Here is a 13,151-nt window from a genome sequence, read left to right as displayed (position 1 = left end):
TTCACAATACTAATATCAATAAAAGTTAAGATTAACTATAGCAAATCAAACCATTGATCAACTATTGACTCCGTGGAAAATAATTTTTCAGCCTTAACTTTTGAATTTTCACCCAAAAATAACTGTTGAACTTTAGTTAATGAAGCGACTTCTTCTAAAGCCTTTCTAATTGAATCAATATCATCCCAATCACAAAGAAATCCATTATCACTTACCAAAGCATGATAATCTGATACTCTAGTCATTATAATCGGCTTGCCAATCAGCATGGCCTCACATATTGCATTTGGCAAACCTTCTAACTGACTAAATAATCCAACTACATCCGCCTCATTCATTTTATCTGCTATTTCATGAGTCGCTTCATGTAAGAAAATAGTGTTATTAAGCTTTAAGGTCTTAATTAACTCACAAGCTTCATCATAAGCTTTTGTATCACCTGTCTTAACTTCTTTTCGCCCATACCAATGTATTTCAATATTATTTCGCAAATCATCGTTCATCAGTGCAACAGAATTTATTAAACCGATAGGATTTTTTAAATATTGATATGAAGCGGCTATTACTAAGTTTATTTTTCCATTTTTTTTAAAAGAATATTCTGTACTAATCTCATTCAAAATAACAGGATTATAAATTACTTTATATTTATCATGATATTCAGGATAATACTTCTCCCACATATTCATAGCATTAAAAGAATTGCAAACTATATAATCTGAATACCGTCTAAACCAACCAAAAAACTTTCCCCTCAATCCCTCAAAAGTAGATTTTTTTGAGCTCAACTCTGTTGTAATCAATTTCCATTTTTTTTTCCCTACAGAAGATATACAACTTAAAAAAGCAGATATTTCTAAAAATGAAATAATAATATCATAATTATTTCCTTGAATAAACCGCCTAACTTTAATTACTCTATCGAAATAATTTTTTGGATTTAAAATATTTACTTTTATATTATTTTTTTCCAGAATATTTAAATAAAAAAAATCTTTACGATATATTAAAAATTCAACATCAAGACCTTTTCGTTTAAAAAGCACTGCCAGTGTAACTAATTGCCTCTCCGCTCCGCCACTTCCTAAACTAGGTATTAACAACAGTAATTTCATATTTTGATAACTCATAATAAGCTACAATCATTCGGATAAACTTAAAAAAGATTTTGCCACATTTTTAATATTATAGTTTTCAATATTATCAATAACAAGTTGTTTAGTATAGTTCCCTTTTAAAAAATCATTAATTAAATCAATATTAAGCATATTATTTGTATTTAAACTTAATATAGGTCTTCCAGCTAGAGAATAGTCAATAAGTTTACTGGGTGATTGAACACCTGAAATATTTTCCAAGTTCAATAAAAAGTCTGCTTGGCTCATCTGCTCAATAAGATCTATTCTTGGTAAATATTCAAAAACAAAGAGCTTTCCTTCTAATCTTTCTTCATAATCCTTTAATAACTCCCTAGTTTTGGTATAAACTAAGAATTTAAAATCAAGATTAGCTTCAAGTAAATAGTTTAATAAGGGTCTAGGATCTCTCAGATTTGGATAAAATATTCCCGCATAAATAAATGTTGGAACATCATTTTCAACAATAACTTTCTTGATCTTAATATTACCAAAATCAAATCCTTGAGGAATTACATGAATTTTTTTTTGAAATTCAGGATAATATGCTGACCTAGCATTTTCAATCGGTATTGTAATTGCATCAGCATTTTTACAAAACATTTTTTCAATATATTTAAAGTAAAATGCTCTAATATGAAAACTATTACCCATATACGGATCACCACAATCAGCAATCCAATAGGTTTTTTTTAAAGCATTTTGATTTATTTTTCTATATATAGCAGCTCCCCAATGTATAGGATGAGGAGCGCCAATTGTTATTAATAAATCTATATTTTTTTCCTTATTTAAAGCTCTGTATGTTTTAGTAAGTAATTCTATATATGGAAATTCTATATATTTTTTAAAAAATTTCCTTATCACTTTTCCAAAAAAACTTAGGTTAATATCCTTTTTATGATCATATTTAAAAAATGTAGGATCGCCTAATGACTTAATTTTGATATTATTTTTTTTTGAATATTCAGAATAATCATATCCTCCAGTCAACACATATACAGTGACATCATGACCTTGATTTGCTAGTTCTCGTGATAACTCATCCGTTCTAAAACTACGTGGAGTTTGACTAGGATATGTTGCCAAAGAAATAATTACTATTTTTTTCACGAGTTAATCCTTAATAAGCAATAATGTATTTATAGACTAAGTATATAGGACTTGAAAAATAAAATCCAAAATCTAGAACTTGAAAATAATAACTTAAGATCTTTTGTATATCCCATATAAAAGCTAATGGTAAAAATAAAATAAATTTATTATATTTTTCATCTTTGAAATTTACTAACCAAATGTAAGAAATAATAGGATAAGATAATTGAATAAATCTATTACCTAGCGATGGTACAAACATTAGAAAGTTGAATATAGTTACCCACATCAATAAGAAATAATATAAATCCTTTGTTTTAGGGTTAGATTTTATTTGTTTTGAATTTTTAATAAATAGTAAAATAATACCAGTAATAAAACATAGAACCATATTTTTAAATAAAATTGGTAACCACCCAAAACCCGACCAGGTTTTACTGAGGCTTTCTTCTGATGTATATGACTCTGCTAATTTAGATAAAAATGTAGGTAAAAAACCACTAAATGATTGAATCAATTCTACAGCCAGAGCAGATGCAAAAAAACTAATAGCAAATAATACAATCCAAAGTTTTTCAAACTTTCTTAACAATAAAGAAGCAAAGATAATTACTACAAAAACCCAGTAAGCTCCATGAAAAAATGGAGTTATTAACGCTAAAAGCAAATATATTTTATTATTATTTCTATAAATTTGGAATATACAATACACTGCTATCCAAGCAGCTGTCCAAAAACGAACACCATTGATATTAAATATTTGATTATATAAGAACAAATAACATAATATTAAGGTTACAACAGAAAAATCAAACTTTTTTTCAGAAGTAAAGAATTTAAAACTTTTTAGTGAAAAATATGAGAATACAATAGCAAATATCATAAACATTATATGATAGTTATCTGTAATTCTTGATAAAAAAAATGCCACTGTCTCAAAATAATAATCTTTTTTTCCTTCATCAAGCTCTAAAAAGCCTAACAAGCCATCTATATAATCATAGTTTGAAATATATTTAGCACTTTCAAATTTTTCTCTATAGGATTGGCCATCAAGACCTACACCTGTTATATAATCTTTACCACTATCAACTGTAAAAGAAAGACCAAAGAAAATTGAACTTAAAAAGAAAACTAGATAAGATGATTTTGTATTAGCTCTTCTAAAAGAATATATAGTTGCGAAAAATGGAGAAATTATAAATAATACAATTTTTAGCTCCACATCACGTTTACTTTCAATTAACCATTTATCCATATCAACACCTATATTCTCATAATTTTAATTTCTTACTTAATAAGGGCTTTAGTATTGAAATATAATCAATTTTAAAAAGATATGCATAAAAAGAATAAATCAATAGATAGATAATCCCTCCTAAAAAGAGTAAATACAATCCTGATATATTAAAAATATTTATTAAAATATATTTAGAACTCAAACTTATTAGAATAGAACTAACAATAATTTTTGACATTGTCACTATAGGTAAAAGCTGAAAAATACTACATTTAAAATCATTTGATATAATATTCAAGAAGAATAAAGTCCTAAATGTTTTTATCAGCAATACAATAACGACCAGACTAATTGGATTATTAAATATATTCAAAAATAGAAGTTGCAATGGGATTAAGATAAGAACACTATACATATGCGCATTTGCATATATTTTTTCTCTACCTGTATTTATTAGATATGGCCCATATACAATAATAGTAAAAAAATAATATATATTAAATATCTGAAAATATATCGCTGAATTAGCGTAATCTACCCCATATAAAGCTATCATAATTTCTTGAGCAAATATGATACAAAAAGCTAAAAAAGGGTAAGTTAACATAGCTGATTTTTCAAAAACTCTGATCCAAAGTGGATAGAGTTCTATTTTCAAGTCAACCTTTTGATGAGCCATTCGAGAGAATATTGGAGACAATACTGCTGAAGTTGCTCCTAACACCATACCTACAAGTGGTAGCTCCATAGCTCCATTCGAATATTCTGCAAATTTCTCCGTACCAAAATACCTACTAATAAGAAATTGACTACTTGAAATTTCAATAATCCCCCAAATACTTGCAATCATTAACGGTATGGAAAAAGAAAATATTTTATTATATGTTAGATCACTTTTCTCATGTCCAGAGCTTTTTACTGGTAAATATTTTAAATATAATGCTGTAAGAAAAGTAAAAAATGAAGCAGTTGTAAAACCTATTAGTGCACCAATATATGTAGTATTAAATATTATAATGGGCAAAACCATACACAACAGCATGAATACCCTTGTACACAAAGTATAAATGGCCGATAAATGTGTCTGTCTATAACAAGAAAAAATACCTTCTATCCCCATAGTAGGCAACATGAAGAGGGGTACTGGTGAAAATATTTTAATTGCTAGCTCTAACTGCTCATTTCTCAATAACTCAGCAATAGACCCAGCTGAGCAATACAGCAATAATGAAAACATACCACCTAAAATAAAGAAAATATTAGTAATTTTCTTTATGGCATGCCGAGCCTGATTTATTTCTACTCTTGGCAAAAAAAAGCTATAGGCCTTAGGTAAACCTAGAGTAAAAACAACGAGTAAAGTACTATAAATAAATAATACTTGCTTATAAGTTCCGTAATCAAATTTTGATAAGTAGCGACTAAGAATAACCGCACTAAAAATACCAAAACTAAATGTTACTAAGCTTGCCAAAGCAACCCAAAAAGCTTGCTGAGTATTACTCGTATTCTCTATCTTTTTAGACATAGTCGGGGTTTCTATTTAAGATTTTGCACATACCAACGCATTGCTAACTTAATACCTTTAGCAATCTCAAATTCAGGTGCATAGCCCAAGTGTTGCTGAATTTTGGCAATACTCGCTTGTGAATGACGTACATCACCAGCACGGAAATCACGATATACAGGTTCTTTCGTATAAGTCACACCATTTTCATTTAATGCAGCTTTAATGGCATTAAACAAATCATTGAGTGTAGTACGATCTCCGACTGCTACATTATAAACCTGATTTTTAGCTTCATCATTTGCTGTTGCAGCTAAAATATTGGCCTGAACCGTGTTTTCAATAAAACAGAAATCACGGCTGGTTTCACCATCACCATTAATGAATAAATCATCACCAGCAATCATGGCTGCGGTCCATTTCGGAATCACAGCAGCATAGGCACCATTCGGGTCTTGACGCTTGCCAAAGACATTAAAGTAACGTAAACCGATGGTTTTGAACCCATAAGTTCGGGCAAAGACTTCGGCATACAGCTCATTTACATATTTGGTGACTGCATAAGGCGAAAGTGGCTTGCCGATATTGTCTTCAACTTTAGGCAGTGCCGGATGGTCGCCATAAGTTGAACTGCTGGCGGCATAGGTAAAGCTTTTCACTTCTGCATCTCGTGCAGCAGTCAGCATATTTAAAAAGCCGGTAATATTGGCTGCATTGGTGGTAATCGGGTCAGCAATCGAACGGGGTACAGAACCTAAAGCGGCCTGATGCAACACATAGTCCACTCCTGCACAGGCTGTCTGGCAATCTTCAAAATTACGGATATCACCTTTATAAAATTTGAAGTTTGCCCACTGTTCAGGTTTGACCAGACTTTGCACTTCATCCAGATTATGCTGATGACCTGTGGCAAAATTGTCCAGACCCACCACATTTTGGTTCAGCTTTAACAGGGTTTCCAGTAAATTTGAGCCAATAAAGCCTGCCACACCGGTAATTAACCAGGTTTTTGGTGCTTGTTGTAATTGCTCGCATACAGTTTGATATTGGCTCATTTTTATGGTCCCTATAAATTACAGACGAAGGTCAGATTCAGATTGATCCAGTACATATTTCAGATCATATAAAATATGTGCGGACTTGCCCAAGGCACGTAATGCTTCAGCACCCATGGCTTTAAACTGATCATGGGCAACGGCCAGAATCACAGCATCATACTGATCTTGTTCCAGATTTGCGACTGGAGTAATTCCGTATTCATGTTGAGCTTCGCTTGCATCTACCCATGGATCGTACACATCGGCAGCAATATTGTATTCTGTCAGTTCATTGACAATATCAATAATTTTGGTGTTACGAATATCCGGGCAGTTTTCTTTAAAACTTAAGCCTAAAACCAGAACCTTGGCACCTTCGACCTGAATTTTTTTCTTGATCATCGCCTTGACCAGCTGGGTCACTACATAGGCCCCCATACCATCATTTAAACGACGACCTGCCAGAATAATTTCAGGGTGATAACCGATAGACTGCGCTTTATGAGTTAAATAGTACGGATCAACACCAATACAATGCCCACCTACCAGTCCTGGACGGAATGGCAAGAAATTCCATTTGGTGCCGGCAGCCTGTAAAACTGCTTCCGTATCAATTCCCATTTTATTAAAGATTACGGCCAGCTCATTAATCAGGGCAATGTTGACATCACGCTGGGTATTTTCAATGACTTTTGCCGCTTCAGCCACTTTAATGCTAGTTGCTTTATGCGTACCTGCTTCAATCACCAGGTTATATACCTGGTCGACAAATTCAGCGACTTCAGGCGTAGAACCTGAGGTAACTTTCAGAATATTGGTGACACGGTGCAGCTTATCGCCCGGGTTAATTCGCTCCGGACTATAACCGGCAAAAAAGTCCTGATTGAACTTCAGGCCCGATACCTGTTCCAGAACTGGAATACAGGTTTCTTCTGTCGCACCTGGATATACGGTAGACTCATAAACCACCACATCACCTTTTTGAAGTACTTGGCCAATACTAGTCGAGGCTTTAACCAGGGGCGTTAAATCTGGCTGCTTAAACTCATCAATTGGGGTAGGTACAGTCACAATAAAAAAGTTGCAGCTTTTTAAATCTTCTAAATCTGCTGAATAACTGAGCTGATTTGCCTGTTTGAGTTCTTCTGGGGAAACTTCAAGGGTATGATCTTGACCACTTTTAAGTTCATCAATTCGTTTCTGGTAGATATCAAAACCGACTACAGGTACTTTTTTCCCAAATTCAACTGCAAGTGGTAAGCCCACATAGCCCAAACCAATCACCGCAATTTTTAAATCTGCAATAGATAGCATTTCAACGCCTTATTTATGTACTGTACTTATGAAGATTAAATCTTTCGGCAGGCATACTAGCAGAAAATTATGCAATTTCTATTATGATTTGTGCTCAAAGTAGCTCAAAAATATTCTAACGTTTGCTTTCTGTTAAAATCAATTAGTTTATTTGTAACTATTAAAATAGATTAAACTTTTTATAATATTAGCCTCCTATCATAAAACTAGAAAGATAGTTACAAATTGCTATGTATCAGATCAATAACTTGGGTAGAATAGCTTCAATTTTAAAATTTAAAAATAATCTTTGGGAAAACGTGTGCGACACTTTCAACTAGCTGCTTTATTGGCATGTGGCCTTGCTACTACAGGGTGTGCAGTCACCTCTGGTCTACAAACATACGACTTACCTGACGAAGGCGTTTTTCAAACTGACCTGGGTACTACAGTAAATGTCATAAAAATCACTCAAGATTCTATTATGGCTGCCCGGCCTGCTGAATATAATATTCAACAACAATATGCTCACCTGTTCAAAACACAGCACCGTAACTACAGCCTGAGTCCAGGTGATATTTTATCAATTTATTTATGGGCTTATCCAGAACTCACCTCTCCACCTAATATTAGTAGTGATCAGTCTGCACAAGCAAATGGTTTCCAAATCGATTCGGAAGGCTATATCCAGTTTCCGATTATTGGGCGTTATAAAGCTGCAGGAAAATCACTAGCGCAAGTCAATCGTGAATTACGTAATCAGCTATCACGTTACCTAAAAAATCCAGATGTAATCGCACGAATAGTATCGTATCAAGGCCAGCGTTATTCAGTGCAAGGTAATGTGATGAATGGAGGTCAGTTTTACTTAAGCGACCAACCTGTCAGTGTTTATACTGCTTTGAGCATGGCAGGTGGTGTAAATGCACAGCAAGGTGACAATACCTCGATTACCTTGGTACGTCAGGGACGATCATATAGCCTAAATACCGTAGAACTAGAAAAAGCAGGTTTTTCGCTGCATAACTTATTGATTCAGCCAAATGACACATTATATGTAAACAACCGCGAAAACCAGAAGATCTATGTCATGGGTGAGTCAGGTAAAAACCAATCTTTACCATTACGTGACCAAGGCATGAGCCTCAGTGATGTATTAGGCGAAAGTCTGGGCTTAAATCCACTTTCTGCCAGTCGTAGTAAGGTTTATGTGGTGCGTAGCCAACCAAATACTGCCCACACTGAAGTCTATCAGATGGACTTGACCAGCATTGCTGATTTTGGTCTGGCCAACCAGTTTAAAATGCACAGCAATGATATTGTGTATGTTGATGCCTCTGGCTTGGCGCGCTGGCAGCGTGTCGTCAACCAGATTATCCCATTCTCAAATGCTTTGTATAATTTAGACCGTTTGGGGAATTAATGAAAATTAATAATATTTTAGTGGTCTGCATTGGCAATATTTGCCGTAGCCCCATGGCAGAATACTTTTTAAAACAGCAATATCCGCACTTAAAGATTGAGTCTGCAGGTATTGCTGGCGTCGTCGGACATGCAGCAGATGAAAAGGCCAGTCTATGCATGCAACGTTTTGGGATCGACATGAGTCCACATGTTGCAAAAAAACTCAATGCTGAACTGATTAAAAAAGCTGATTTGGTTCTGGTCATGAGTCAGAACCAGCAAAAGCATATTGAACAGACCTGGCCATTTGCCAAGGGCAAAACTTTTAGACTGGGGCATTGGCAAAGTAAAAATATTGCCGACCCTTATCAGCATGATCAGACATTTTTTGATGATACCTGTCAATTAATTCAAGACTGTATTGCTGACTGGAAAAAATATATTTAATTTTTTTAATATTTTCACTTTTTGATATTTAAATTATGAGCCAAACCGCCAACACCGAAGATACCATTGACCTCAAGGAATTGTTTTTTTCCTTAATTGCGCAATGGAAACTGATTGCCCTGTGCATTATTTTAAGCTTGATCTGTGCCTTACTCTACTTAAGAACCACACCAGATACATATACAGTAGATGCATTGGTACAAGTTGAAGATAGTAAAGGTACTTCAGCTGCACTATTGGGTGATTTATCCGGCATGATCGACCAAAAATCTCCAGCGCAAGCCGAAATTGAGATTTTAAAATCGCGTTTGGTGCTCGGCGAAGTCATCAACCATTTAAATTTAAATATTCGCATATCTGGTACAGAAGACAGTTTCTGGAACCGGTTAATGGCCAAGCATAAGTACAGCACCGAATACTCAAAAAAATCAGTATTATTTAAAGATAATCAGAATAGTTTTGATGTTCGCCAGTTTGATATTCCACAATATTTCCAGGATAAAAACTTAATTTTAAGTTTTAAAGAAGGCAAATATAGCCTGACTGATGAGACAACTGAACAGGTGGTTTTTTCTGCGCCTCTAAACCAGATCAGTCAATCCTCATCTGAATACGGCCTTTGGAAAGTAGGTGTTTTTAGTCAAGACCGTTTCGATGCCGCTTATAATATCCGAAAGCAAAGCTTGCCTGCTGCGATGCAGACTTTAACCGCCAGCTATTCCGTCGCTGAAAAAGGAAAATTGACTGGCGTATTAGGTCTCAACTATGAAGGTGAAGACAAAAAGCATATTACGCAAGTACTAAATGCTATCCTTACCGCCTATAGCCAGCAGAATATTGAGCGCCGCTCTGCAGAAACGGCTCAAACACTCAAGTTTTTAGAAGATCAGTTACCTGAGCTAAAACAGCAACTGGATGTTGCAGAGCGTGAATTTAACCGTTTCCGTCAACAATCAAATACAGTGGATGTCACCAAAGAATCAGAATTATATCTAACCCAAAGTATTGCTTTAGAAACACAAAAAGCTCAGATAGAACAGCAAGTGGCAGAAGCTTCTTCCAAATACACCAATGAACATCCCATGATGCAGCAAATGAATGCACAACTCGGTGCAATCAATAAAAAAATTGCAGAGCTGGATGGGACTTTAAAACGTTTACCTGAACTACAGCGCCAGTACTTACAATTATTCCGTGAAGTTGAAGTCAAACAGCAACTATATACAGGTTTACTCAATTCATACCAGCAACTTCGTATTGCCAAAGCCGGTGAAATTGGCAATGTACGTATTGTCGATACTGCAGTTGAACCCATTCAACCGATTAAACCGAAGAAATTACAAATCCTGATTTTGTCGATTTTTCTGGGAGGATTCCTCGGTACATTATTAGCACTGTTACGTAATATGATGCGTTCAGGCATTAAGGATGCTGCTCAGATTGAAAATGAGCTGGATCTGCCAGTGTATGCCACCGTACCGCGTTCTTTAACTCAAGCGAGTCGTAATAATCTGCTAAATAAGAGAAAAAATATTCCTATTCTTGCAGTGAAAGACAGCGGTGATATTGCAATTGAAAGCCTGCGTAGTATGCGCACCGCAATTCACTTTGCCTTAATGAATGCCAGCAATAATGTGATTGCATTGTCAGGCCCTGCCCCTGAGATTGGGAAATCTTTTATTACTGTTAACCTTGCAACCATTTTGGCGCAAGGTGGAAAACGGGTACTCGTCATTGATGGTGATATGCGTCGTGGTTATTTGCATAAATATTTCAATGCAGAGCTAAGCCCTGGCTTAGCAGAACTGTTAAATCTTCAAAATAGCTATGAAGATATTGTCCAAAACTCGACTGTAGAAAACCTGTTCTTTGTTACTCGCGGCAAGAGTCCAGTCAATCCGTCTGAACTGTTAAGTACCGATAAATTCAAGGCTTTCCTGGATCAGGCATCTGCTCATTTTGATCATATTTTAATTGATACTCCGCCAGTACTTGCTGTGACTGATGGTATTATTATTGCGCAATATGCAGGGGTCAATTTATTGATTGCCCGTCATGGAAAAACGCAAATTAAAGAACTTGAAATTACGGTGAATCGTTTTGAACAGGCCAATGTAAAAGTTAATGGTGTGATTCTCAATGATGTACAAAAAGGTGCAGCGGGTAGCTATGGTTATAATTATGCCTATGCCTATACTGCACATAAAGATAATGACTAATCTATTCTAAACTCGACTTTCACACTCTGTCTGAGCAGGGTGTGAAATTATCCTTCCTTACATTTATTGCAAATGATTGTTGTTGAAAAAATCAACTAAAAAACCTATCGTGGTTATAGTTTAAAACTCCTGAGAATATACAAGAATGTTATCCAAAACACTGCTCGCTACCTTGGCATTAAGTTCTTCCCTCGCCTTTGCACAAGGCATCGTTTTAAATGACCAAAACTTACGTACCGATTTAAACTGGCTCAATCAGCAGGGTGTTATTCAAATAAGCACGTCGACTTGGCCCATCAGTGGTGATGAAATCCAACGTGCTCTTGCTCAAGCTAAAATCAACAATAATACTCAGCAAAAAGTCATTGATACTGTATGGGCACATTTGAATGCCAATAACCAGTCGCTCAAAGCATCCTTATTTGCAGAAACTGATCAAAAGAATATTCCTCAAGCCTTTGGCGATCAGCAAAAAGCGCAATATCAGGCAGGTATCGAGCTAAATGCGGGTAACGAGAACTGGGATGCCAGAATTCGTGTGAATGCAGAAAAAGATCTACAGATTGACAATGATCAAGATTTGAATCTTGAAGGCTCATATATCGCTGGAAAATTATGGAATCAATGGCTGATTGCTGGACAGATCCCGACCTACTGGGGTCCTGCACATGATGGCAGTTTAATTCGTGGTGATGCCAGCCGCCCTGTCTATGGTGTGACGATGCAGCGTGCCGAACAGAATGCTTTTGCAAACAAATGGTTGGCCTGGATTGGGCCTTGGCAATATCAAGCCTTTGCCGGACAACTGGATGATTACTATGCTGTGCCTGATGCCAAACTGATTGGCTTACGTGTCACTGCACAACCCTTGCCTTATTTAGAACTGGGTGCATCACGGGCTATGCAATGGGGTGGCGGTGATCGTTCAGAAAGCTTGTCCACACTTTGGAATGCTATTAAAGGCAATGATAACTTTGATAATAGTGATGATGATAAGTCTAACCAAATTGCCGGTTTTGATGCCCGGTTAAATTTACAATCACTAGTACAAGTCCCTATGGGTATTTATGCACAATATGTCGGTGAAGACGAAGCAGGCGGCTTACCGGCTAAAAAAATGTATTTGGCTGGAGTCGATTATTCATCAAGTTATAACAATATGCCTTTCCAACTGTATACCGAATGGGCAGACACTCGTACCAACGGCAAGGTACAGGGCATTTCCTATAACCACCATGTCTACACTGATGGTTTTTACCAACATGGCTATCCTCTAGCGCATGCCATGGGTGGTGATGGCCAAATACTATCTGTAGGTGGTGATATTCGTTTGGATCATCTCAATCGTGTTAATACACGCATCCTATTTGCGAAATTTTACCAAGCAGCTAATCGACGTGATAGAGGCATTACTAATTTAGCTTTTCCAGCGCAGGATGAATTAAAAGCGCTAGATCTAACCTGGACACATTATCTACGCCCAGACATTCCACTTAAACTGAATGGGTGGGTGGGTGACTCTGATGTACACGGTAACGATGGCGGTGTATCAATTGGTATCGAATTCCCCTTAGAAAAGGGCTTATTTTCTTACTAAGACCTATTCAACACTTAAGTACGGGAGATAGCGACAACTTTCCCATACCTCCCAAAATACTGATGAAACTGAAAATAAAAAACCAGCGCTTGCTGGTTTTTTATTAAGTATCTGGTAATGCATCGAGCTGCCCTACACCGACTGAACCAGTCTTTTAAAAAGTGATTTACCCCAGC

At 35.8% G+C, this 13,151-nt stretch carries 10 protein-coding genes; 4 read left to right on the top strand and 6 right to left on the bottom strand.

What is annotated here, in order from left to right:
• Positions 1-35 precede the first annotated feature (35 nt).
• Genes FTU87_RS09430 through tviB form a run of 6 tightly spaced genes read right to left on the bottom strand, consistent with a single transcriptional unit; the run spans position 36 to position 7,329 of the window.
• Positions 36-1,115 carry a glycosyltransferase gene (locus FTU87_RS09430; RefSeq protein WP_180097109.1) on the bottom strand — a complete coding sequence of 360 codons (1,080 nt, stop codon included), beginning with the start codon at positions 1,113-1,115 and terminating at the stop codon, positions 36-38.
• A gap of 27 nt (positions 1,116-1,142) precedes the next feature.
• A complete protein-coding gene (locus tag FTU87_RS09425; RefSeq protein ID WP_180097107.1) occupies positions 1,143-2,249 on the bottom strand; it encodes a glycosyltransferase in 1,107 nt (368 codons plus the stop codon).
• Between the two features lie 10 nt (positions 2,250-2,259).
• Positions 2,260-3,489 carry an EpsG family protein gene (locus FTU87_RS09420; RefSeq protein ID WP_180097105.1) on the bottom strand — a complete coding sequence of 410 codons (1,230 nt, stop codon included), beginning with the start codon at positions 3,487-3,489 and terminating at the stop codon, positions 2,260-2,262.
• 16 nt (positions 3,490-3,505) lie between these two features.
• A complete protein-coding gene (locus FTU87_RS09415) occupies positions 3,506-4,999 on the bottom strand; it encodes an oligosaccharide flippase family protein (RefSeq protein WP_180097103.1) in 1,494 nt (497 codons plus the stop codon).
• 11 nt (positions 5,000-5,010) lie between these two features.
• Positions 5,011-6,033: an NAD-dependent epimerase/dehydratase family protein gene (locus FTU87_RS09410; RefSeq protein ID WP_180097101.1), complete on the bottom strand. Its 1,023-nt coding sequence runs from the start codon at positions 6,031-6,033 to the stop codon at positions 5,011-5,013.
• An 18-nt stretch (positions 6,034-6,051) separates the two neighbouring features.
• Positions 6,052-7,329 carry a Vi polysaccharide biosynthesis UDP-N-acetylglucosamine C-6 dehydrogenase TviB gene (gene tviB / locus FTU87_RS09405; protein ID WP_180097099.1) on the bottom strand — a complete coding sequence of 426 codons (1,278 nt, stop codon included), beginning with the start codon at positions 7,327-7,329 and terminating at the stop codon, positions 6,052-6,054.
• A gap of 301 nt (positions 7,330-7,630) precedes the next feature.
• Here tviB and FTU87_RS09400 point away from each other — a divergent pair, with 301 nt between their 5' ends.
• From FTU87_RS09400 to FTU87_RS09385, 4 genes are all read left to right on the top strand, one after another.
• Entirely contained in the window at positions 7,631-8,731 is a 1,101-nt protein-coding gene (locus FTU87_RS09400) for a polysaccharide biosynthesis/export family protein (RefSeq protein ID WP_180097097.1), read from the top strand.
• A complete protein-coding gene (locus tag FTU87_RS09395; protein WP_129717794.1) occupies positions 8,731-9,159 on the top strand; it encodes a low molecular weight protein-tyrosine-phosphatase in 429 nt (142 codons plus the stop codon). The genes FTU87_RS09400 and FTU87_RS09395 overlap by 1 nt, the downstream gene beginning before the upstream one ends.
• Before the next feature lie 35 nt (positions 9,160-9,194).
• Positions 9,195-11,378 carry a polysaccharide biosynthesis tyrosine autokinase gene (locus FTU87_RS09390; RefSeq protein WP_180097095.1) on the top strand — a complete coding sequence of 728 codons (2,184 nt, stop codon included), beginning with the start codon at positions 9,195-9,197 and terminating at the stop codon, positions 11,376-11,378.
• A gap of 145 nt (positions 11,379-11,523) precedes the next feature.
• The gene (locus FTU87_RS09385; RefSeq protein ID WP_180097093.1) at positions 11,524-12,975 is read left to right on the top strand and encodes a capsule assembly Wzi family protein; all 1,452 of its coding nucleotides are present in this window, start codon (positions 11,524-11,526) and stop codon (positions 12,973-12,975) included.
• Positions 12,976-13,151 lie beyond the last annotated feature (176 nt).

This window comes from Acinetobacter sp. YH12156, assembly GCF_013418235.1.
GTDB classification, from domain to species: domain Bacteria; phylum Pseudomonadota; class Gammaproteobacteria; order Pseudomonadales; family Moraxellaceae; genus Acinetobacter; species Acinetobacter pseudolwoffii.
The sequence above is the reverse complement of the archived record's forward strand: the minus strand, read 5'-3'. Positions and strand labels throughout refer to the sequence as shown.

Coding starts and splice junctions, on each gene's coding strand:
- FTU87_RS09430 (WP_180097109.1), bottom strand. CDS start 1,115: ATGAAATTACTGTTGTTAATACCTAGTTTAGGAAGTGGCGGAGCGGAG.
- FTU87_RS09385 (WP_180097093.1), top strand. CDS start 11,524: ATGTTATCCAAAACACTGCTCGCTACCTTGGCATTAAGTTCTTCCCTC.
- FTU87_RS09410 (WP_180097101.1), bottom strand. CDS start 6,033: ATGAGCCAATATCAAACTGTATGCGAGCAATTACAACAAGCACCAAAA.
- FTU87_RS09415 (WP_180097103.1), bottom strand. CDS start 4,999: ATGTCTAAAAAGATAGAGAATACGAGTAATACTCAGCAAGCTTTTTGG.
- FTU87_RS09420 (WP_180097105.1), bottom strand. CDS start 3,489: ATGGATAAATGGTTAATTGAAAGTAAACGTGATGTGGAGCTAAAAATT.
- FTU87_RS09390 (WP_180097095.1), top strand. CDS start 9,195: ATGAGCCAAACCGCCAACACCGAAGATACCATTGACCTCAAGGAATTG.
- FTU87_RS09395 (WP_129717794.1), top strand. CDS start 8,731: ATGAAAATTAATAATATTTTAGTGGTCTGCATTGGCAATATTTGCCGT.
- tviB (WP_180097099.1), bottom strand. CDS start 7,329: ATGCTATCTATTGCAGATTTAAAAATTGCGGTGATTGGTTTGGGCTAT.